We start from the raw sequence: 21,260 nt of genomic DNA on the forward strand, positions 1-21,260 counted from the left end.
GGCAGCGCGGTGCAGGCGCGCGCGCCCAGCAGGCTGCCCTGCGCCAGGCGCTCATCGCGCAGCGCCTGCAGCTGCGTGCGGGCCAGCGCCTCGCGTGCGCGCCAGTCGCTGCGCAGCTGGCGTACCGAGGCCTCGTCAAAGTCCTCGTCTTCCAGCACATCGAGCACGCCCGAAGCCAGCTGGCACCAGGCCGCACCCATGGCCGGCAGCTGCGCAAAAGCCTGCGCCAGGTACTGCAGCTGCGCCTCCCAGTCCATGCCCATGTGCAGGCTGGCGCAGGCGGCCAGCGCCCGGGCATTGCCCGGCCCCAGCTCCAGCGCGCGCTGGTAGATCGGCAAGGGGGCATCCTGGTGCTGCAAGGCGGTGCTTTGCAGCTGCCAGCCCAGCTCCACCAGCTGGTCGGCATCCAGGTAAGGCTCGCGCGGCATCAGCGCGGCCACGCGTGCGGCCGAGGCGCTCAGGATCTGGCGGTAGGCCACCCAGTCATGGCCATGGCGCACACACCAGCGCTGGTCGAGCAGCTCGATCCAGCGCTCCGAGCGCTTGCCCAGCCAGGCCAGGCAGTTGCTGCTGGACATGGGAGTGAGGCCCGGGGGCACATCCAGGCCCCGCAGGCGCTCGCGCAGGCTGGGGGGCGTGTCCTGGTAGCTGGCGGGCGCATGGTATTCCTGCTTCCAGCCCTGGTAGACCCAGTTGACATCCATGCTGTGGTTCATCACCCCGGCCATCAGGCTGAAGGGCCCGATCGGCGAGGCCAGCTCGCGCGCGCGCAGCCAGTGCATGGTCCAGAACTGCTCGCGGAACCAGCGCCCGCGCACCGCCACCTCGGACAGCGCCTCGCCCATCAGCGGCTTGCTGACCCAGCGGGCCGCCATGCGGTCGGCAACGGCCTCGTCCTGCCGCGCCACCACAAAGCTGGCCGCCCACCAGCGCGGCAAATACCAGCGCATGAAGCGCTCATTGGCCCAGCCCAGGTGCGTCATCTGGCGCGCATCGGCGAGGCGCTCATGCAGCCCCTGCAGGCGGCGGCGGGCGCGGTAGACCGCAGCCTGCAGCCAGCCCTGGCGGCGGCGCAGATGGCTGTATTCCTGCGCAATCAGGGCCACCAGGCGCGGCCGGTCAATCGCCATCGCCAGCGGCAGGCCCAGCAGCAGGTGGTAGCGCGCCGGCAGCAAGCCGCCCAGCCGCATCTGCTGCGCAATGCGCAGGCCATAGTCTTCGGTGATCACCAGCTGGGAGATACGGGGGCCGCGCACCTTCTGGCGCACGCGCTCGAGCGCCTCAAAGAGGCGCGGGCATTCAGCAGCGGGCACGGCGATGCCCTCGGGCGCGACCCAGTCGGAGCGCGTCAACCGCAATACGCTCAGCAGCAGTGCCAAGCCGGCAAACAGCCCAAAGATCTGCAATCCATGGAATCCAAGGTAGACAAAGGACAGCACTGACCAGGCCAGCAAGACCAGGCCCAGCAGCAGACCGCCCCAGATCCACAGCCCCGCTAGCAGCAGCATGCCAAAGACATGGCGGCGGAAGACCGCCGGCTCTGATGCAGCGGCGCGCGTATAGGCATCGACCCGCTGCACAAAATCTATCTGCTCCACCCCACCCTCCGAACAGGTTCTGGCCGCGCAGCGCTGGTACCTGGCGCGCACGGGCCATGTCGGCATGTGCAGGCGGGCGCATCTGCTAGGCTTGGTTATTTTTTCAGATTATGGAACAGCACCCGATGCCAGCACCAGCTATTTCGCCCGGACTCTACCGCCACTACAAAGGCCGGCTCTACCAGGTCTGGCAGCTGGCCCGGCACAGCGAGACACGCGAGTGGCTGGTGGTCTACCAGGCGCTGTATGGCGATTACGGCTGGTGGGTGCGGCCAGCGGCCATGTTCAGCGAAGAGGTCGAACTAGGCGGCCAGCGCCAGCCCCGGTTTGCGGCTTATACGCCACAGACCGAGACGCCTGACCAGGTGTGACCGCGTTGCGCAGCGCTCAGCGCGCCTGCAACAGCGCGCGCACCGCCTTGGGGTAGATCTGGTGCTCTTGCACCAGCACGCGCGCGGCCAGCAGCTCGGCCGTGTCGCCCGGCAGCACGGGCACCAGGCCCTGCTCCAGGATGGGGCCGGCATCCAGATCGGCGGTCACCTGGTGCACCGAGCAGCCGGCAAACTTGCAACCCGCATCGATCGCGCGCTGGTGGGTGTGCAGCCCGGCAAAGGCTGGTAGCAGCGAGGGGTGGATGTTGATGAGCCGGCCGCTGTAATGCGCAACAAAACCGGGGGTCAGAATGCGCATGAAACCGGCCAGTACCACCAGCGAAGGGGCATGGGCATCGATGCACTGCATCAGCGCTGCGTCAAAGCTCTCGCGGCTGTCATAGGCCTGGTGGTCTACCACGGCAGTGGCAATGCCCTGCTGCTGGGCAAACTGCAGGCCGCCGGCCTGCGCCTTGTTGCTGACCACCGCCGCCACCCTCGCCCCCAGGGTCTCCTGCCAGCGCTCTTGCTGCGCGGTTCGCACGATGGCTGCCATATTGGAGCCGCTGCCGGAGATCAGGATGACGATGTTTTTCATGGAGGCGGCATTATCGCAGGGCGGCGAACGTCCCGAAACACGCCGCGGCCTCAAATGGCGGATAATCAAAGGCTTTACTGAATTCACAGCCACGTTTACGGGCTCGCCCGCAGTTACTCCATGAGCGCAAAAGCACCTGTCGATCCGATTCGCAAATTCCTCGAAACCGCCCGCCACCAGATTTCTGTGGGCAACCTCACGGGTGCAGCCCAAACCCTTAACGACGCACGCCAGCGTGCGCCACGCGATGCACGCCTTTTTGTGCTCGCCAGTTTGATGGCAGAGAAATCGGGCAACCTCCAAGGTGCCTTTGATGCAATGCAGCGCAGTGTGACCTTGGCTCCCGACTGGGCGCCTGGCCTGCTGGAGCAAGCGCTGCTGTATGCACGCCATAACCGCGAGCACGAGGCCATGGCAGCGGCAGAGAAGGTCATTGCGCTGGAGCCCAACAATGCCCAGGTGATTGCCGGCGTCGTCGACATTGCACATCGCATTGGCAATACCGAGATGGCCATCCGCCACCTGCGACGCGCACTGCAGCTGATTCCTGGTGACCGCACCTTGCGCCGCCATCTGGCGGTTGACCTGGGCACCGTGCGCCAGTACGACGATGCGCTGGCCGTGTTTGGCCCGCTGATCGACGAAGATCCGAAAGACCACCTGGCCCGTATCGGCCGGGTGCAGATGCTGCAAGCGCGTGGCACCATGCAGGACGCCCTGCCCGATACCACGGCACTGCTGGCGCTGCAGCCCGATGACAAGATCTACCAGTACTACCACCAGTTGGCCCAGGGCCAGGTGCCCGCGCATGTGCCGGTCGAGCTGACCACCCACATGTTCGATGGCATGGCCTCGGTCTATGACATGCATATGGTGCGCCATCTGGCCTATAGCCTGCCCAAGCAGGTGGCCGACCAGCTGTTGCAGATCTTCCCGGACCGCCGCTTCAACCTGCTGGACCTGGGCTGCGGCACCGGCCTGCTGGGTGCGACGCTGGGCGCGATCGACGGCTACATTCTGGGTGTGGACATGTCGGCCAAGATGCTCGAGCAAGCGGCCAAGCACAAGGTCTACTACAAGTTCCACCAGGTCAACCTGCTCGAAGCGCTGGCGGCCACCCCGGCCAACACCTTCGAGGCCATCACCGCGCTGGATGTGCTGATCTATGTCGGCGACCTGCAGCAAACCCTGGCCGATGCCTACCGCGTGCTGACCCCCGGCGGCGTGCTGATCTTTTCGTGTGAGCACGGTGATGTCACCGGCCCGGACAGCCAGCTGCAGCCCTTTGGCCGTTACACCCACACCTTGAGCAGCACCGTGCGCCTGGCCAAGGCTGCCGGCTTTGACCGTGTCGACACGCGCGATGTGGAGCTGCGCATGGAAGCGGGCCAGGCCGTCGACGGCTTTGTGGTCACCGCCTACAAGCCCAAGGAGGCCTGATAGCCCACCGCTCTGAGAGTCCGCCAAAGGAAAAGGCCTTGTCTTGCGACAAGGCCTTTTTGCTGGGGGTGGCGAAGACAGCACTCAAGCCGTCAGACGTGAGCTCTTGGGCACATGGGCCATCAAGAACTCCATCTGGTCGGTCAGGATGCGGCGGTTGCGCAGGATGAAGTCTTCCCAGAGGCTGGGGGTGTAGGGCGCATAGAGCAGCGGCATATGCGCCTGCTCGGGCGTGCGGCCGGCCTTGTGGTGGTTGCAGGAGGCGCAGGCCGTCACCACATTCATCCAGGTATCGGGCCCCTTTTGGGACACCGGAATGACGTGTTCACGGGTCAGGTGTTCTTCGTCAAAATGCTCGCCGCAGTAAGCGCAGATATGGCGGTCACGGCCAAACAGCTTGCTGTTGGTGAGCGTCATGCGCATCGCAAAGGGGTCGATACCAGGCTTGCCACGGGTGCCGATGATGCTGGCCACCTCGATGCGTGACTGCAGGCCGGTGATGGCGTTATGCCCGCCGCGGAAGCAGGCCACACTCGAGCCCGCCTCCCAGCGCACATCACCTGCTGCGTAGTGCGTCACCGCCTCCTGCAACGTGATCCAGGATTGCGGAACGCCACTTGCCGATAACTTCAACACCTTCACAATGGGCCTCCTGCGCATTGGGAATTGAACCGAAATACCGTTGACCCGCGCGGCGCCTGGCCACGAAAAATGCCGCGACCCACGCACATGCTGCACGCAGACCCGGGCACCAAGTCATAATGGTCAATATACACTTTTATTGTGAAATTGCACACCAGCGCGCGGCTCGAAAGCGTAAGCCGCTACAAAAAACAAAGCAAAGATGAAAATCTTCAGAGGACTTGACCACCCCGAGGTCACCCGGCACTGCGCCCTGACCATTGGCAATTTTGATGGGGTGCACCGGGGCCACCAGGCCATGCTGGCGCTGCTGCGCAGCGAAGCGCAGCGCCGGGGTCTGGCCAGCTGCGCGCTCACCTTCGAGCCCCACCCGCGCGACTACTTTGCCCAAGTGCTGAACAAGCCCGACCTGGCGCCCGCCCGCATCTCCACCTTGCGCGATAAGCTCGACCAGCTCGCCCAATGCGGCATTGACCAGGCGATTGTGCTGCCCTTCAATGCGCGGCTGGCTGCGCAGGCCCCGCAGGCCTTTATCGGCGATGTGCTGCTCAAGGGGCTGGGCACCGGCTACCTGCTGGTGGGCGATGATTTCCGCTTTGGCCACCAGCGCGCGGGCGACTACGCGATGCTGGTCGAGGCCGGCCGCAAACAGGGCTTTGATGTGGCGCGCATGAACAGCTACGAGTCCGATGGCCTGCGCGTGTCCAGCACGGCAGTGCGCCAGGCGCTGGGCCAGGGCGAGATGACGGCGGCGGCCAAGCTGCTGGGCTACCCCTATGCGATATCGGGCCATGTGGTGCATGGCCGCAAGCTGGGCCGGCAGCTAGCCGAAAGCCGCGCGGGCGCGGGCGACGGTTTTCGCACCTTGAACCTGCGCTTTGACCATTGGAAACCCGCTGCCAGCGGTATCTTTGTGGTGCTGGTGCACGGCCTGTCGGCCCAGCCGCTGCCCGGCGTCGCCAACCTGGGCGTGCGCCCCTCGCTAGACCCCAACGATGTCAACGGCGGCCGCGTGCTGCTGGAGACGCATTGCCTGCAATGGCCCGCGGAACTGGGTGGAGACGGGGCATACGGTAAAATCATCCGAGTGGAACTTCTACACAAACTGCACGACGAGCTTAAATACGACAGTCTGGACGCCCTGACCACAGGGATTGCCAAGGACTGCGCGGATGCCCGTGCCTTCTTCCATACGGCGAGCCACGCCGAAACCCGTCGCCAGACCACGCGCGACCGAATTTGACGCTGACTTGACTGCGCCGTGCCGCGCAGAAGTCCGCACTCGCCTGCACCACGTGCACGTCAGACAACGCTTCTGCGCTATACATTTTTCCACTGACCGGCATGATCACCCCGCCCGGATCAGGACCATGTTTTGCTTTGAAGGTATTTATGTCCGACAAATCGTCCCCCGCAGAAAAGGCCTCTGCGTACCGCGCCACCTTGAACATGCCCGACACCCCGTTTCCGATGCGCGGCGATCTGCCCAAGCGCGAGCCCGGCTGGGTCAAGGACTGGGAGGACCAAGGCATCTACAAGCGCCTGCGGGATGCGCGCAGCGGTGCGCCCAAGTTCATCCTGCACGACGGCCCGCCCTACGCCAACGGCAAGATCCACATCGGCCACGCCGTCAACAAGATCCTGAAGGACATGATCGTCAAGAGCCGCCAACTGGAAGGCTATGACGCGCTGTACGCGCCAGGCTGGGACTGCCACGGCCTGCCGATCGAGAACGCGATCGAAAAGCTCCATGGCCGCAATCTGCCCCGTGACGAGATGCAGGCCAAGAGCCGCGCGTTTGCGACCGAGCAGATCGGCCAGCAGATGGCGGATTTCAAGCGCCTGGGCGTGCTGGGCGACTGGGACCACCCCTACAAGACCATGAACTATGCCAATGAGGCGGGCGAGCTGCGCGCACTCAAGAAGGTCATGGAGCGGGGCTTTGTCTACCGGGGCCTCAAGCCCGTCTACTGGTGCTTTGACTGCGCCTCGTCGCTGGCCGAGTTCGAGATCGAATACGCCGACAAGCAAAGCCAGACGCTGGATGTGATGTTCCCGGCGGCCGACCCGGCCCGGCTGGCAGCCGCCTTTGGCCTGGCCAAGCTGGACAAGGAGGCCTTCATCGTCATCTGGACGACCACGGCCTGGACCATCCCGGCCAACCAGGCCCTGAACGTCAACCCCGATCTGGAATACAGCCTGGTCGATACCGAGCGCGGCCTGCTGATCCTGGCCAGCGCGCTGGTCGACAAGTGCATGGAGCGCTGGGGCATCGAAGGCCACGTGATCGCATCGGCCCCCGGCAAGACGCTGGACCACATGCCCTTCAAGCACCCGCTGGCCCATGTGGACAAGGGCTATGACCGCATCTCGCCCGTCTACCTGGCCGACTATGCCACGGCCGACGACGGTACCGGTATCGTGCACTCGGCGCCCGCCTACGGCCTGGATGACTTCAACTCCTGCGTGAACAACGGCATGGACTACAAGGACATCCTCAACCCAGTGCAGGGCAATGGTGTCTATGAGCCCGAGCTGCCGCTGTTCGGTGGCCAGCACATCTGGAAGGCTGTGCCCGTCATCCTGGACGCGCTCAAGGTTGCCGGCCGCCTGATGGACACCAAGACCATCACCCACAGCTACCCGCATTGCTGGCGCCACAAGACGCCGGTGATCTACCGCGCCGCCGCCCAGTGGTTCATCCGCATGGACGAAGGCGAAGGCGTGTTCACCGACCCGGCCCAAAAGCCCGCACAGACCTTGCGCCAGATCGCGCTGGACGCCATCGAGCACACCAGCTTCTACCCGGAAAACGGCCAGGAACGCCTGCGCGCGATGATCGCCGGGCGCCCCGACTGGTGCATCTCGCGCCAGCGCAGCTGGGGTGTGCCCATCCCCTTCTTCCTGCATGTGGACACCGGCGCGCTGCACCCGCGCACGATGGAGATCCTCGACCAGGCCGTCGAAATCGTTGCCAAGGGCGGCATCGAGGCCTGGAGCCGCGTGACCGGTGAAGAGATCCTGGGCGCTAACGAGGCCAAGCTCTACACCAAGAGCACCGACATCCTCGAAGTCTGGTTCGACTCGGGCTCGACCTTCTGGCATGTGCTGCGCGGCACCCACGCCGAGCACCACCATGACAGCGGCCCCGAGGCCGACCTGTACCTGGAAGGCCATGACCAGCACCGCGGCTGGTTCCACAGCTCCTTGCTGCTGGCCTCGGCCATCTTTGGCCGCGCGCCCTACAAGGGCCTGCTCACCCACGGTTTCACTGTTGACGGCCAGGGCAAGAAGATGTCCAAGTCGGTCGGCAACACCGTGGCACCGCAGGATGTGAGCAACAAGATGGGCGCCGAGATCATCCGCCTGTGGGTGGCCTCGACCGACTACTCGGGTGACCTGGGTATCGACGACAAGATCCTCGCCCGCGTGGTCGATGCCTACCGCCGCATCCGCAACACCTTGCGCTTCCTGATGGCCAACATCAGCGACTTCGACGCCGCCAAGGATGCGGTGGCCTACGAGGACATGCTGGAGATCGATCGCTGGGCGCTGGCCCGCTCGGCGCAGTTCCAGGCCGAGCTGCTGGCACACTACAAGGTCTATGAGTTCCACCCGGTGGTGGCCAAGCTGCAGCTGTTCTGCTCCGAGGACCTGGGCGGCTTCTATTTGGATGTCCTCAAGGACCGCCTCTACACCAGCGCCGAAGGCAGCCTGGCGCGCCGCTCGGCCCAGACCGCGCTGCACCAGATCACCCAGGCCATGCTGCGCTGGATGGCGCCCTTCCTGTCCTTCACCGCCGAAGAGGCCTGGAAAATCGTCGGCAGCAGCGAGACCATCTTCCTGGAGACCTTCTGCGACCTGCCCGCAGGCGACGAAGCCCTGCTGGCCAAGTGGGCGCGCATCCGCGAGATCCGCGATGTGGTCAACAAGGACATCGAAACCCTGCGTGCCGATGGCAAGGTGGGCGCATCGCTGCAGGCCGAAGTGGCCATCAGCGCCCAGCCCGAAGACCTGGCGCTGCTGCAGACCCTGGCCGACGACCTGAAGTTTGTGCTGATCACGTCGGCCGCCACGGTGGCCGCCGGTGATGCGCTGAGCGTGGCCGTCAACCCATCGGACAAGGCCAAGTGCGAGCGCTGCTGGCACTACCGCGACGATGTGGGCCAGAACCCGGCCCACCCCACCCTGTGCGGCCGCTGCGACAGCAACCTCCATGGCGCGGGTGAAACCCGCCTGATGGCCTGATGAACGCCGCCGCCACCCCTGCTGTGGGCAGTGCAGGCAAAGGCCGGTTTGTGCTGTGGCTGGTGATTGCTGCGGTGATTTTCTGGCTGGACCAGTGGAGCAAGGAATGGATCCTGGCCCACTACCAGCTGGGCGACTACACCACGATCACTGGCTTTTTCAACATCGTGCGGGCGCACAACCCTGGCGCGGCCTTCTCGTTCCTGGCCAGCGCCGGCGGCTGGCAGCGCTGGCTGTTCACCGGCATTGGGGTGGTGGTGACGGCCGTCATCGTCTGGCAGCTCTACCGCCACAGCCACAAGGCCCTGTTTTGCCTGGCGCTCAGTTGCATCATGGGCGGAGCCATCGGCAATGTGGTCGACCGCATGCGCCACGGCTATGTGGTTGACATGCTGGACTTCCACTGGATGGGCAGCCATTTCCCAGCCTTCAACCTGGCCGATTCGGCCATTTGCCTGGGCGCCTTCTTGCTGATTCTGGACGAGCTGCTGCGCATGCGCCGGGGCGAAAAGGGCTGATCAGGCTTTCCGCCGCATCTATAGTCAATACCCAGGCACCGCCCTCGCCATGCGACGGCGGTGTTTTTTATCGGGGGCCTACCCGCCTCCGCAACAGCCGCTGCCAGGCGCCCATCACCGCCTGGCCTGCATAAAAAGAGACACATTGGCATTCGCCCTACAGCGCAGCGCGCTTATCAGGGGTATAGTGTCCGGTTCGCCTTATGAAACACTTGCTCAATCTTCTTGCCGCCATTGCGCTGCTGGTGTGGGGCTCTCATATGGTGCGCACAGGGGTGCTGCGCGTCTTTGGCGCCAACCTCCGCAACCTGCTGGCGCGCAGTATGAGCAACCGTTTTACCGCGATGCTCTCGGGCATCGGGGTCACGGCCCTCGTCCAGTCCAGCAGTGCCACCTCCCTGATGACCGCGTCCTTCGTCGGCCAGGGCCTGATACCGCTCACCGCCGCCTTGTCGGTCATGCGCGGCGCCGACGTGGGCACCGCCTTGATGGCGGTGCTGTTCTCCACCGACCTGTCCTGGCTCTCGCCGCTGCTGATTTTCTCGGGCGTCGTGCTGTTCATCTCCAAGCAGGATTCCACGCCCGGACGGGTGGGCCGCGTCTTTATCGGCCTGGGCCTGATGCTGCTGGCGCTGCGCCTGATCGTCGAGGCCACCGAGCCGCTGCTTGCGTCCGAGGCCGTGCGCACCCTGCTGGTCAGCGTCAAGAGCGACTTCTTCATGGAGCTGCTGCTGGGCGCGATCCTGGCTGTCATCGCCTACTCGAGCCTCGCCATCGTGCTGCTGATCGCGGCCATGGCCGCGTCGGGCGCCATCACCGGCGATATGGCCCTGGGCCTGGTGCTGGGTGCCAACCTGGGCAGCGGTGTGCTGGCCGTGCTGCAAACGGCCAAATCCAGCATCGAAGTGCGCCAGGTCACCATTGGCAACCTGGTCTTCAAGATCATGGGCGTGGCCATCGTCGCGCCCTTCGTCGGTCTGTGGTCTACCTATGCGATGCCCTACATCAATGATGCGGGCCGCTCGGCGGTGCTGTTCCACCTGGCCTTCAACATCCTCAACACCCTGGGCTTTATCTGGTTTACCGGCGTGATCGGCGATTGGATGCGCAAGCTGCTGCCCAAGGAAGAAGCCAACAAGGGCCCCCAGCGCCCACGCCACCTCGACGCATCGGCCCTGTCCACCCCGTCGCTGGCCATCTCCTGCGCCGCGCGTGAAGCGCTGCACCAGGCCGATGTGGTCGAATCCATGCTGATCGGCCTGCACAACGTCGTACAGACCGACAACCAGCAGCTGTCGCAAGACCTGCGCAAGCTCGATGACACGGTCGATGAGCTGTACTCGGCCATCAAGTACTACATGACCAAGATCTCGCGCGCCGAACTGGACGAACGCGAGAGCCAGCGCTGGACCGAAGTGATCAACTTCACGATCAACATGGAGCAGATCGGCGACATCATCGAGCGCGTGCTGACCGACGTCGAAAACAAGAAGATCAAGAAGCGCCGCCAGTTCAGCAAGCAGGGCATGGAAGAGATCAACGAGCTGCACGCCCACCTGCTGGACAACCTGCGCCTGGCGATGAGCGTGTTCCTCTCGGGCAATGTGCGCGATGCGCAAAAGCTGCTCGAAGAAAAAGCGCGCTTCCGCGACCTGGAGCTCGCCTATTCCGCCTCGCACCTGGAGCGCCTGTCGCACAACACCGTGCCCAGCATCGAGACCAGCTCGCTGCACATCGACCTGATCAGCGACCTCAAGCGCATCAACTCGCTGCTGTGCTCGGTCGCCTACCCGATCCTGGAAGCCGCTGGCGCGCTGGCCCACAGCCGCCTCAAGGACGACCCGGAGCCCGCCCGCCACTGAGGCGGCGGGCCGGAATTCGCATACAATCCCTGATGCTGCGAGGCGACCACTCCGCCCAGCAGCCTCCAGGAAGTTTGGCAGAGTGGTCGATTGCACCGGTCTTGAAAACCGGCAACCCGAAAGGGTTCCAGGGTTCGAATCCCTGAGCTTCCGCCAGAACAGCAAAAGCACCCCACCGAGGGTGCTTTTTCGTTGGCGGCTTCTGCCACGCCCCAAGATCACCAGTTATGCGTATAGCTCGCCGTCAAGGTCGCCCCCGCCGCTGGCAGGCGGCTGTCGTTCTTGCCGCTGCGCATCAGCTGGCTGTAAAGCGGCAGGTAGTAGCGGTTGAACAGGTTCTGCACACCGATAGTGACCTGGTTCTTGTTGTCGAACTGGTAGCGGCCGACGACATCGACGCTGTAGTAGCTTTTCACATCCGCGCGGGCAAACTGGGTCTTGCCATCGGCCAGGCGGTAGTCGCGTGCGCCAAACCAGTTGAACTGGCTGCGCAGGCTCCAGCGGCTGCTGGGGTTGTACTGCAGATAGCCAGTGATCTTGAGCGGCGGGATGCGGTAGCCCGTCATCGGCTGGTCGCTGCTGGCGCCGGGCGGCGTCTCGCGCCCCTGCATCCAGGTGATGGTGCCTCCGGTGGACCAGTGGTCGGCATAGTGGTCGGCGGTCAGCTCCACGCCGCGGATGCGCTCGCGCGTGCGGGTCAGGTGCAGGCCGTTGTTGAAAGATTGGACAGCGCCCAGGTCCGAGCGTGACTGGAACAGCGCCAGGGTCGCCATGGTGTTGCCGAACGTGCCGCGCCAGCCGATTTCATAGTTGTCGGTCTTGACCGGCTCCAGATCGGACGCATTGATGTCGAACTTGGCACCGGCATTGCGCAGCTGCAGGCCCACATCGGGCAGGTCAAAGCCCTGGCTGAACGAGGTGTAGAACTCATGGTCCTTCCAGGGCTTGAAGGCCAGGCCCAGGTTGTAGAGCACCGCGTCATACGAGACCTTGCCACCGGCCACGGTGGCCGGGTTGGGCAGGCGCGACTGCGACAGCGGCTGAAAATCTGCAAAGCTGGCCTGCGATTTCTCATAGCGCAAGCCGCCTTCGGCCGACCACTGGTCGTTGAACCTGTGCTGCAGCTGGCCAAAGGCGCCCGCGCTTTTGACGGTGACCCAGGGCATGTAGATGCGCTGCCCGGTGGGCTGGAACACCAGGCCGCCGCTCGCGTCGTAGGTGGCGGCATCAAAGGTGTCCAGCGGCATATTGCTGCGCTCCTGGATGTAGTCTGCGCCCCAGACCAGCTTGGTGCGCTTGTCGTCGCCAATCGGCGTGGTGATGGTCAGGCGCCCGCCAAACACCTTGTTGTTCTGCATCACCTGGTCGACAAAGTTGCCCCGGTTGCTGTTGCTGCGCGCATCAAAGGGCGCAAAGCGCACGAAATTGTCACGGCCGTAGACCATCGCGCTCAGCAGGCTGCCGCCCAGGTCTTTGTGTTCGTAACTGGCGCTCAGCAGGCTGTTCTCGACCTGGTTCTGCTCGGCCAGCTTCAGGCCCCGGATCGCGCGGGCCGCCAACGAACCCAGCGGCGCCTGGTTGACGCTGGGGTCGTTGGCGTAGTCGGTCTTCTGGTGCGCACGCAAATGGCTGGCCGCCAGCTGGATGCGCTGGTTGCCATCGATGCGAAAGCCGATCTTGCCGCCCAGGCTGTAGGTGTTTGAATCGAACAGATCGCCCTGGCTGGCATCGGGCGCAATGCGGTCGCCATGTCCATCAAAAGCGCCACCCATGCGGCGGGCCGAGATATCGACCTCATAGTCGACCACCTCACCCGCGCCCGACAGGTAGTGCTGCACCTGGCCGCCCAGGCCGTCGCCGCTCAGGCGCGAGAGCGCGCTGTCAAAACCCAGCGTCGTGCGCGCCACCGGCTGGCCGCCGACCGGGCGGGTGGTGACCGAGATCACGCCACCTGTTGCACCACTGCCGTAGATCGCATTGCTGCCGCGCAGCACCTCCACCCGCTCGATGCGGCTCATCTCCACATTGACCAGATTGCGCGCCGTGTCGCGGTTGGTATTGAGCGGAATGCCATCGACCAGCACCAACACATTTCGGCCGCGCAAGGTCATGCCGAAATCGCTCATATTGCGGCTCGAATCGGACATGCCCGGCACGCTCTTGGCCAGCAGGCTGTTCAGATTGACCGAGGTGGCGCGCAGGTCATCGAGCTCCTCACCCTCGATCACCGTGACCTGGCGGGTGGGCTGCATCAATGAGCTGTCGGAACGCTGGTCAGTCACCACCACGGTGGGCAGCTGGTGGCTGGCATCTGCAGGTGACGCAGGTGCCGCCGCTGCCTCGGCAGGCGTGGCAGCGGCTGCTGCGGGCGCGGCCTCTGCCACCGGTTGCTGCGGAGTTGTTGGCTTACGGATCTGCAGCGCGCCACCGTTCAAGGTCTGCACCTGCAGCGCCGATCCCTCCAGCGCCTTGCGCACCGCCTGCTCTGCCGTCCAGTGGCCCTGGATCGCGGCACTGCGCTGGCCTTGCAGCACAGCGGGGTCGGCAACGATGCTGCGCCCGGTCTGCTGGCCAATGCGGGTCAGGGTATCGGCCAGGCTGCCCGCAGGAATGTCGAGCTGCACGGCAGCGGCTGGGGGCGCATCGGCAGCCCGGCTGGCGGCAGGGGCCAGCGCAGAGGTCAGCAAGGCAGCCAAGGCCAGCACATGGAGGGGCGAGCGTTCAGCACAGCTGCGCACGGTCGATGGAGCACCGGCATGGCGGCGCTGGAGGCGGGAAGTGGTCACGGCAGAAGTTCCTTTTCGTTGGGTACTACTTAACCAGTGCGCCGAAACCGAAAAACCCCTCATCTATTTGCATAGGGTCGCGCGCATGTGGTCGCGCAACAGAGGGGGTTTTGCCTTCAGCGCCCACCTTGCGCGCCAATCGTGATCAACGGCCCCCAACGCTGGATCTGCAGCGGCAGCATCTGGCCCAGCGTGCCCAGCAGCTCCTCCACCTCCAGCCTGAAGATGCCAAACACACGCAGATCCGCCACCGAAGGGGCCACGCGGATATAGCCAGAAAAATAGGCCTGCAGCGCCTGGGCCACATCGGCCAGCGGCCAGTCATCGACGGCGAGCATGCCTTGCTGCCATGCCGCGCGCTGCACCGCGTTGCCCGCCAGGGGCTGGAGCTGCCGGGCGCTGAAGCGCGCGCCTTGCCCTGCATGCAGCAAGGTCTGCGCCGCCTCGCGGGGCTGCAGCGTCAGGCGCTGCTCCAGCGCCACCATGTCCGTGCGCTCCGCATGTACCCGGGCCATCATGCGGCCGGCGTCGAAGAGCGCCATCCCATCGCGGGTGTGGATCTGCAATGGAGCGGCTCCGGCATAGCGCCGTGTGGCGATCAAGGCCCCGGTGCGCAGCTGCAGCGCGGGCCTGCCCGCGGCATCGCGCACATCCACCGCAGAGCGGGCATCGAGCAGCACGGTGGTGCCATCAGCCAGCGTGAACTCGCGCCGCTCGCCGGTGCCGGTGTGCCAATCGGCCATCAACTGGCCCAGCGGCGTCAGCCGGTCTGCGACCAGCGCGGTGGCCACACCGATACCGCCCAGCGCTAACGCGCCGCGCAGCACGCGGCGGCGGCGGGTCTGGAACAGCGCCTGCATGGCGGCCTGGGCATGCAGGCCGTCGGTATGGGCCTGCAGGCTGCGCAACGCCGTCAGCGGCTCGGCCAGCGCCGAGCCCACGCGCGCCCAGGCCGCCTGGTGCTGCGCATCCTGCTGCAGCCAGTGCGCAAAAGCCTGGTGGTCGGCCGCGCTCATCGTTTCCGCCTCATGGCGCACCAGCCAATCCACGGCGGCGCACAACGCGGCGCTGGGCAGGGATGCACCACTCATGGCGCGCAGCTGAGGCACTGCAGCAGCGCGCGCCGCATATGGCGCTCGACGGTGGCCTGCGAGATGCCCATGTGCGCTGCAATCTGCGGGTAGCGCATGCCTTCCAGCCGCGACAGCAGAAACACCGTCTTGACCGGCAGCGGCAGCGCGGCCAGCGCCCGGTCGATCTGGCAGATGGCTTCGACCAGCATGGCATGCGTCTCGGGCGACAGCGCCACCGCCTCGGGCATATGGCGCAGCGTGTCCTGGTAGGCCACCTCCAGATCCTGGCGCTGCCAGAGCTTGATGAGGATGCGTTTGGCCACCGTCGACAAAAAAGCGCGCGGGTGCCGGATATCCAGCTGCTCGCCTTCTGTAGAAGTGCCCTTTTCGGTCAACTGCAAAAAGGTCTCCGATGCCACATCTTCCGCCTCGCTGTGGCTGGATGCGCGCAGCATCAGGCGCCCACGCAGCCATGCGTGGTGCTGGCGAAAAATAGTCTCCACCTCAGGATGGAGCGGGTGCTGTGGCATGGGCGGGGCCGTTGAGGAAACACAAACAACCGCAAGATCATAATTGATAATGATTCTTTTTTCACAAAGGTCTGAGACCCTTGTGCGACGGTCTGCGGCGAGCGCCCTGCACCGACCGGCCTCCCCCGCATCACCCCCTTTAGCCACCAGCTGCCTTGATGCACCTCAAGCATTGCACTGCATCAACTGCATCGCCCGCATTCGTAAAGATTGTCAAACAATCTCCAGCCTGAAGATGTTTGACATTGCCGCATTCCTGCCGCTTGTTCATCCTACTACCATGCATAACAGGATTGAATAAACTTATTTACAAAGGAATGCAATGAAAGGCTTCAGAATAGCGATGGCCCATTATGTGGGCCTGGGATGTGCGGTGGCAGCACTTCTGCATCCCCTGGTGGGCCAGGCCCAAACTGCGCCTGTTATTTCATGCAGCACGGACCCGGCCATCTTCAATACCGGCATTGACGGCAGCAATGGCTACAGCATCAACAGCCCCAAGCTGGCGCTGGGCAGCCTCGATGCGCATTGGTCCATTGCCTCAGCCTTGGGCGATATCACCACGCCGGCCGCCGCTGCCGCCTTGAGCTATGCCCAAGGCCCGGTAGACCGCCCCGGCGCCGGCAATGGCGCCTGGGTGCAGTCGCCGTTTGGCAATGCCCAATGGATCGGCGTGCAATACGGCAGAAGCTATTACGTCTACCAATACCAATTCAGCCTGGACCCGTCCGTTGACCCCGACAGTTTCAATCTGAGCCTGAGCCTGTATGTGGATAACCAGGTCAAGCGCATTCTGGTCAATGATGCAGTATTTGATTACACCAACAACGGCAGCAGTTTAGGCGTTGGCGGCTTTGGTGCCGGCGGCAATGTACCGGTGGTGCTCAACCATGGTTTTAGAACCGGCGCCAATACGATCTATGTCGTCGTCGGCAACCAGGGCGACCCCTCGGGCCTGCTGGTGCAGTCGAGTGGCACGGCCTCGTGCTCGCCGCCGCTGTCGGTGGCCAAGCAAGCGGTCAACAACGATGGCAGTGCCTACACCGGTCTGGCCAGCGCCAACGCCCCCGTGTTCTACAACATCACGGTCACCAATGCCAGCACGCGCGACGCCAGCGGCACGCGCCTGCGTGATACCCTGCCCGATGGCCTGCAAACGGCCGGCAGCACCTGGAGCTGCAGCCGCCCCGCCGGCAGCGCAGCCGTCTGCCCGGTGCCCGCCACGGGCGGCTTTCCGCTCGATACCGTCTTGCCAACCCTGCCCGCTGGCAGCGCCCTGGTGTTCCGCGTCAATACGCGCTTCAGCAACCCGCTGCCCGCAGGTGCCACGGTCATCACCAACACGGCCACCATCGAGCCGCCTGCCACCAGCACCCTCAGCTGCGCTGCCCGCGATGGCTTTCCCACGCCTTGCAGCGCATCGGCATCGGTGGCCACCAGCCCGCTGCTCAGCGTGACCAAGACCGTGGACGCGACCGGCCCGCTCTATGCCGGGCAAACCGCCACCTACACGGTGACCGTCAAGAACGAAGGCGCGGCCGAGCTGACGGGCGTTGCCCTGTCTGACAGCTTGCCCGCCGGCTTTGCCTCAGCCACCTGGAGCTGCCAGTCGCCCGTCGGCAGTCTCGCAGTCTGCCCTCAAGCCAGTGGCAGCCTCGCCGCGGGCGGGGTGCTGAGCCAGACCATCGCCAGCATGCGCGCCAATGCCAGCCTGGTCTACACCGTGGTCGCCACAGTGGACAGCATCGCCACCCGCATGGACCAGGTCAGCAACACCGCCAGCGTGGCGGCCAGCAATGCCGAATGGCTGTGCTACAACCCGGCCACGGCCCAGACCCAGGCCAAGCCCTGCAATGCCTCGGTGACGGTCGATCTGTGGCCCAACCCCTTGCTGCAACTGAGCAAGACGGCACAGGCGACCGGCACGGTCTATGCCGGCCAGCCGATGAACTACACCATCACCGCGCACAACGCCGGCCAGGTGCCCGTCACCCAGGCCCATATCACCGACCCCTTGCCTGCCGGCCTGGAAAATGCCAGCTGGACCTGTAGCAACAGCGGCGCTGCGCCCTGCGTGCCCGCCAGCGGCACCGGCGCAGTGGATGTGACTGTCGCCTCACTCGCCGCCGGTGACAGTGTGGTGATCCAGCTGAGCACCACCGTCAGCGCGCAGCCCCCCGCCAGCCTGGTCAATACCGCCTCCTTGGCGGTGGGCGAGCCAACAGCCCAGTGCGCCCCTGCCAGCGCGCCGACCGCTGCACCCTGCCAGGCGCAGAGCACCGTGGCGGCCTCCGATCTGCCCATCCTGGGCCTGAGCAAGACCGTCAATGCCACCAACGCGGTGCGGCCCGGTGACAGCCTGGTCTACACCATCACCGCCAGCAATGCCGGCCCGGTAGCCATCACCCAAGCAGTGCTGGCCGACCCAGCCCCTGCCAACGTGGTGCTGGGCGCCTGGACCTGCACGGCCAGCGGCGTGGCCTGCCCAGCTGCAGCGGGCAGCGGCCCGCTCAATGAGACCATTACCAGCCTGCCGGTAGGCGCCAGCTTGACCTATGTGCTCCAAGCCCAGGTTGCAGCCACGGCGCCGGGCAGCAGCAGCCTGACCAACCAGGCTAGCCTGCGCAGTGCCGAGCCTGCCGCCCAATGCACCGGCGGCACCGCACAGCCCTGCACGGCCAGCGCCACCGTCACCACGACGGCCGCCGAAGTGCCTGCCGGCGTCAAATCCGTCCCCAGCCTGCAGCAATGGAGCGTCGTACTGCTGACGCTCTTGACCGCAGTCATCGGCGCCTGGCGCATGCGCTCACGCGGCCAGCGCATCGGCTAAGCGCTTGATCGCTGGAGCCAGACCCAGGGGGCGCAGGCGCAGCGCCCCTGGGTGTCCGACTTGTGCTGCGACCGGCAGTGGCCCGGCGGCCTACCGGCATTGACACAAACTGCCATAGTCCGACAAACCGGCTCCATGTTTCCATGCCAGCATGCGCAGATGAATAATGACCACGCACTCCGCAAGGCAGCGCCCGCCCTGCCCGCTGCCCACTGGTTCAAGCGCAGCCGCCTTGTGCGCATACGGCCCACGCCCGCGCGGCTGCGGGTGCTGGAGGCCATCGTCCAGCTGGGCCGCTCCAAGGTCAAATGCGCAGACATCTCCTTGCACCTGGCGCAAAGTGGGGCTCCACTGCCCGCAGCGACGATCTACTGCGTTGCCAAGGAAATGGCCCAGGCTGGCCTGCTGATGCGTGACCGCGAAGACGGCGGCTTGACGGTCTACAGCCTGGCCGCTGGCGTGTAGTGGTCCGCCCCAAGCAATGGGCAGTTCAACGGATTTAAGCCACCGTGCCCAGGCGCCAGCCAGGCGCCATCTGCCGGATCGATGAGACCAGCAGCTCAATCAGCGCCAAGGTCGCTGCCGATGGCTGGCGGTTGGGTGCACGCACGATGTAGAGCGCATCGCCCACGCCTTTGACGCCAAAGCCGCCCAGCACCTGCACCAGGCTGCCTTGGGCGATGGCATCCCGCACAGCATAGTAGGGCAGCAGCACCACGCCCAGGTCTGCCATCGCGGCGTTGAACAGGAACTGGTAGTCGCCCGACTGGATCGACGGCGTGCTCTGCACCTGTTCATGCAGGCCATCGCTGTGCCGCCAAAACTCCAGCCGGTGGTGGATATTGAGGGGCGCCAGCAGCCGGGCGTGCTTGATGTCCTGCGGGGTTTGCAGCGCCAGGCCCAGGGCCCGCAGATACGCCGGGGTGGCAAACAGCCCCCACTCGATGCCGCAGACGCGCGTGGCCACATGGTCTTCCAGCGGCGCCGAGGTGATGTGGATCGCCAGGTCCACCTTGGAGGCCACCAGGTCATGGATCTGGTCGTTGATAACGAGACGCAGCAGCAGATCGGGGTGCGCCTGGCAAAAGTCCAGGATCAGCGGCTTGAGGTGGAAATGTCCCAGGCCGGTGGGGATGCGCACGCGGATCTCGCCACTGATGGTCTGGTGGATCTGGTCGATCTGCAGCTGGGCGCTTTGCAGCGCATTGAGCGCCTGCAGGCACTGGCCATGCAGGATGCGGCCAGCCTGGGTCAGCTCCATATGCCGCGTGGTACGGCGCAGCAGCTGCGCGCCAAACTGCCGCTCCAGCAGCGCCAGCCGGCGCGACACATTCGAGCGCGTCACGCCCGAGCGCTGGGCCGCATCGCTCAGGTTGCGCGACTCGGCAATCGCCACAAACAAACGCACCAGGTTCAGGTCCATGGCCGGCCTCCCTTTTGATTGTTGATTCTGAATCACCACTGATGGCTGTGCTTTGGCAGTTCCCAAAGCGGCCTCCTGTTTCTACCATGGGTCTCACAACAAACGTCCGGGCTGCTGTCGCATAGCCCGGGCCATGCAAGGAGACAATACGTGACGCCAGAGTCAACACTGGGGTTTACCCCGCTCGCCGGTTTCAAGGTCCTGGATTTGAGCCAGGGCGTGGCCGGCCCCTACTGCGCCCAGCTGCTGGCCCACCAGGGGGCCGAGGTCATCAAGGTCGAGCCCGCCCAGGGCGACTGGGGCCGCCATGTGGGCGTAGCCCGCAATGGCCACAGCACCTTGTCCAGCACCTACAACGCCGGCAAGCACAGCCTGGCAGTCGATGCCAAGCACCCCGAGGGCAAGGCGCTGATCCTGCAGCTGGCGCGCAGCGCCGATGTGGTGGTGCAGAACTTTCGCCCGCAGGTGGTGGAGCGCCTGGGGCTGGACTTTGCCGCGCTCCAGGCGCTGGGCCTGGAGCCGGTCTATGTGTCGATCAGCGGCTATGGCGCGCACGGCCCCTTTGCCGACAACCCGGCGACTGACTCGGTGATGCAGGCCGACACCGGGCTGATGAACAGCAACCGCGATGCGCAGGGCGCGCCGCAGCGCATCGGCTTTTTGCTGGCCGACATTGCCACTGGCGTTTATGCCGCGCAGGCCTGCACGGCGGCGCTGCTGCAGCGCCTGAAGACCGGCAAGGGCCAGCATGTGGAGCTGAACCTGTTCAATGTCTGCTGCGCGCTGCAATCAACCGCGCTGTCGGAAGAAGTGCTGGGCGGCCAGACCGTCAAGGCCGCCGTCAGCGCGCCCAATGGCATCTTTGATGCGGCCGATGGCCGCCTGACGATTCTGGCGCTGAACAACGAGCAGTTCCTGCGCATTGGCAAGGCGCTGGAGCTGGCCGGCTGGGACAGCGACCCGCGCTTTGCCAGCAATGCGCTGCGCCTGCAGCACAAGGCGGTGCTGCATGCCGACCTGGCCTGCGCTGTCGCCAGCCGCCCGCTGGCCGAGCTGCGCGCGCTGTTCAACCAGCACAGCGTGCTGCATGCGGTGGTGCATAGCGCGGCCGATGTGGTGCAGCACCCGCAGGCCCGGCACCTGGCCACGTTCAAGACCGTGCAGCAGCCCGATTTTGGCGAGGTGTTGATGGCAGCCACCCCCTGGCCGGCCAGGCCCGATGCACCGCTGCCCGCGCCGCGCATTGGTGCCGACAGCCAGCAGATTCTGCGCAGCCTGGGACTGGCGCAAGATGAGATCGACGCGCTGGCGGCCCGCCAGGTCGTGGGCCTGTGAAAGGAG

16 protein-coding genes and 1 tRNA gene are annotated in these 21,260 nt (G+C 65.2%); 10 read left to right on the plus strand and 7 right to left on the minus strand.

What is annotated here, in order from left to right; genetic code table 11:
- Positions 1-1,598 (minus strand): M48 family metallopeptidase (locus DCO45_RS17355; RefSeq protein ID WP_116927001.1); only part of this gene is annotated, 1,598 nt, incomplete at its 3' end.
- A 125-nt stretch (positions 1,599-1,723) separates the two neighbouring features.
- On the opposite strand from DCO45_RS17355, the gene DCO45_RS17360 reads away from it, so the two are divergent.
- Positions 1,724-1,969, plus strand: coding sequence for a DUF1653 domain-containing protein (locus DCO45_RS17360; protein ID WP_116927002.1), 246 nt, complete (start codon positions 1,724-1,726; stop codon positions 1,967-1,969).
- Between the two features lie 16 nt (positions 1,970-1,985).
- Here the strand turns inward: DCO45_RS17360 and purN are convergent, their stop codons facing one another.
- Positions 1,986-2,567: a phosphoribosylglycinamide formyltransferase gene (purN, locus tag DCO45_RS17365; protein ID WP_116927003.1), complete on the minus strand. Its 582-nt coding sequence runs from the start codon at positions 2,565-2,567 to the stop codon at positions 1,986-1,988.
- A 120-nt stretch (positions 2,568-2,687) separates the two neighbouring features.
- Between purN and DCO45_RS17370 the strand changes: the two genes are divergently transcribed.
- On the plus strand, positions 2,688-4,007 hold the full coding sequence (locus DCO45_RS17370) for a methyltransferase (RefSeq protein WP_116927004.1): 1,320 nt from the start codon (positions 2,688-2,690) through the stop codon (positions 4,005-4,007).
- 84 nt (positions 4,008-4,091) lie between these two features.
- Here the strand turns inward: DCO45_RS17370 and DCO45_RS17375 are convergent, their stop codons facing one another.
- Positions 4,092-4,649, minus strand: coding sequence for an HNH endonuclease (locus tag DCO45_RS17375; RefSeq protein ID WP_027010515.1), 558 nt, complete (start codon positions 4,647-4,649; stop codon positions 4,092-4,094).
- 202 nt (positions 4,650-4,851) lie between these two features.
- Here DCO45_RS17375 and DCO45_RS17380 point away from each other — a divergent pair, with 202 nt between their 5' ends.
- The 5 genes from DCO45_RS17380 (at position 4,852) to DCO45_RS17400 (ending at position 11,433) form a co-directional block, all read left to right on the plus strand.
- Positions 4,852-5,892: a bifunctional riboflavin kinase/FAD synthetase gene (locus DCO45_RS17380; RefSeq protein ID WP_116927005.1), complete on the plus strand. Its 1,041-nt coding sequence runs from the start codon at positions 4,852-4,854 to the stop codon at positions 5,890-5,892.
- A 149-nt stretch (positions 5,893-6,041) separates the two neighbouring features.
- Positions 6,042-8,897: an isoleucine--tRNA ligase gene (gene ileS, locus DCO45_RS17385; protein ID WP_116927006.1), complete on the plus strand. Its 2,856-nt coding sequence runs from the start codon at positions 6,042-6,044 to the stop codon at positions 8,895-8,897.
- Complete coding sequence (gene lspA, locus DCO45_RS17390; protein WP_116927007.1) at positions 8,897-9,415, plus strand: signal peptidase II; 519 nt, start codon at positions 8,897-8,899, stop codon at positions 9,413-9,415. Before ileS ends, lspA begins: the two co-directional genes overlap by 1 nt.
- Before the next feature lie 203 nt (positions 9,416-9,618).
- The gene (locus tag DCO45_RS17395) at positions 9,619-11,277 is read left to right on the plus strand and encodes a Na/Pi cotransporter family protein (RefSeq protein ID WP_116927008.1); all 1,659 of its coding nucleotides are present in this window, start codon (positions 9,619-9,621) and stop codon (positions 11,275-11,277) included.
- A 68-nt stretch (positions 11,278-11,345) separates the two neighbouring features.
- Positions 11,346-11,433, plus strand: a tRNA-Ser gene (locus DCO45_RS17400).
- 62 nt (positions 11,434-11,495) lie between these two features.
- Here DCO45_RS17400 and DCO45_RS17405 read toward each other — a convergent pair.
- From DCO45_RS17405 to DCO45_RS17415, 3 genes are all read right to left on the minus strand, one after another.
- The gene (locus DCO45_RS17405) at positions 11,496-14,063 is read right to left on the minus strand and encodes a TonB-dependent receptor (protein ID WP_243419404.1); all 2,568 of its coding nucleotides are present in this window, start codon (positions 14,061-14,063) and stop codon (positions 11,496-11,498) included.
- A gap of 116 nt (positions 14,064-14,179) precedes the next feature.
- Complete coding sequence (locus DCO45_RS17410; RefSeq protein ID WP_116927010.1) at positions 14,180-15,154, minus strand: FecR domain-containing protein; 975 nt, start codon at positions 15,152-15,154, stop codon at positions 14,180-14,182.
- Positions 15,151-15,666: a sigma-70 family RNA polymerase sigma factor gene (locus DCO45_RS17415; RefSeq protein WP_116927011.1), complete on the minus strand. Its 516-nt coding sequence runs from the start codon at positions 15,664-15,666 to the stop codon at positions 15,151-15,153. The genes DCO45_RS17410 and DCO45_RS17415 overlap by 4 nt, the downstream gene beginning before the upstream one ends.
- A gap of 373 nt (positions 15,667-16,039) precedes the next feature.
- Between DCO45_RS17415 and DCO45_RS17420 the strand changes: the two genes are divergently transcribed.
- Both DCO45_RS17420 and DCO45_RS17425 read left to right on the plus strand, forming a co-directional pair.
- Complete coding sequence (locus tag DCO45_RS17420; RefSeq protein ID WP_165841221.1) at positions 16,040-18,496, plus strand: IPTL-CTERM sorting domain-containing protein; 2,457 nt, start codon at positions 16,040-16,042, stop codon at positions 18,494-18,496.
- Between the two features lie 159 nt (positions 18,497-18,655).
- The gene (locus tag DCO45_RS17425; protein WP_133248193.1) at positions 18,656-18,961 is read left to right on the plus strand and encodes a hypothetical protein; all 306 of its coding nucleotides are present in this window, start codon (positions 18,656-18,658) and stop codon (positions 18,959-18,961) included.
- A 34-nt stretch (positions 18,962-18,995) separates the two neighbouring features.
- Here DCO45_RS17425 and DCO45_RS17430 read toward each other — a convergent pair whose 3' ends face one another.
- Complete coding sequence (locus DCO45_RS17430) at positions 18,996-19,919, minus strand: LysR family transcriptional regulator (protein ID WP_116927014.1); 924 nt, start codon at positions 19,917-19,919, stop codon at positions 18,996-18,998.
- 150 nt (positions 19,920-20,069) lie between these two features.
- Between DCO45_RS17430 and DCO45_RS17435 the strand changes: the two genes are divergently transcribed.
- Positions 20,070-21,254: a CoA transferase gene (locus DCO45_RS17435; RefSeq protein WP_116927015.1), complete on the plus strand. Its 1,185-nt coding sequence runs from the start codon at positions 20,070-20,072 to the stop codon at positions 21,252-21,254.
- Positions 21,255-21,260: the final 6 nt, after the last annotated feature.

Source organism: Comamonas sp. JNW, from assembly GCF_003105075.1.
Lineage (GTDB): Bacteria > Pseudomonadota > Gammaproteobacteria > Burkholderiales > Burkholderiaceae_C > Comamonas > Comamonas squillarum.